Here is a 1,057-nt window from a genome sequence, read left to right as displayed (position 1 = left end):
GGCTTTGTTGAATAAATCAGATTTCGGGTAAGTCTCCCCCGTAGCGGGTTGTGTTTTCAGGCAATACGCACGCTTTCAGGTATACCTGCTTTCGTCATTTTGTTCAGCGCTCGTACCAGGGCCATAGCCTCCGCAACCTGACCATCGTAGTCACGCAGCGTCAGTGAACCCCCGAACAGCTGTTTTACCCGGTACATCGCCGTTTCCGCTATCGAGCGACGGTTGTAATCTGTTGTCCATTTCCACCGCGCATTACTCCCGGTCATTCGCTGATTAGCCACTGCACGGTTACGGTCTGCATATTCACCGGGCCAGTAACCCGCACCTTTTCGGGGCGGGATAAGCGCGCTGATTTTCTTACGCCGCAGTTCATCGTGACAGAGCCGGGTGTCGTAAGCGCCGTCTGCCGATGCTGCCCTGATTTTTCTGTGAGTCTGCCGGATAAGACCCGGGAAGGCTTCTGAGTCCGTCACATTGTTCAGCGACAGGTCTGCACAGATGATTTCATGTGTGTTGCTGTCAACGGCCAGATGCAACTTTCGCCAGATACGACGGCGTTCCTGGCCATGCTTTTTGACTTTCCATTCGCCTTCACCGAAGACCTTCAGCCCGGTGGAATCAATTACCATATGCGCGATTTCACCCCGGGTGGGCGTTTTGAAACTGACATTAACCGACTTTGCCCGCCTGCTGACACAGCTGTAATCCGGGCAGCGTAGCGGAACGTTCATCAGAGAAAAAATGGAATCAATAAAGCCCTGCGCAGCGCGCAGGGTCAGCCTGAATACGCGTTTAATGACCAGCACAGTCGTGATGGCAAGGTCAGAATAGCGCTGAGGTCTGCCTCGTGAAGAAGGTGTTGCTGACTCATACCAGGCCTGAATAGCTTCATCATCCAGCCAGAAAGTTATGGAGCCACGGTTGATGAGGGCTTTATTGTAGGTGGGCCAGTTGGTGATTTTGAACTTTTGCTTTGCCACGGAACGGTCTGTGTTGTCGGGAAGATACGTGATCTGATCCTTCAACTCAGCAAAAGTTCGATTTATTCAACAAAGCC

At 52.3% G+C, this 1,057-nt stretch carries 1 protein-coding gene; it reads right to left on the bottom strand.

Annotated features, from left to right (window positions below):
• Positions 1-56: 56 nt before the first annotated feature.
• Positions 57-1,025: an IS5-like element IS903B family transposase gene (locus B9P82_RS28075; RefSeq protein ID WP_101701458.1), complete on the bottom strand. Its 969-nt coding sequence runs from the start codon at positions 1,023-1,025 to the stop codon at positions 57-59.
• Positions 1,026-1,057: the final 32 nt, after the last annotated feature.

This window comes from Citrobacter sp. L55, from assembly GCF_002850715.1.
GTDB lineage: Bacteria > Pseudomonadota > Gammaproteobacteria > Enterobacterales > Enterobacteriaceae > Citrobacter > Citrobacter braakii.
This window is presented reverse-complemented; position numbering and strand designations above follow the sequence as displayed.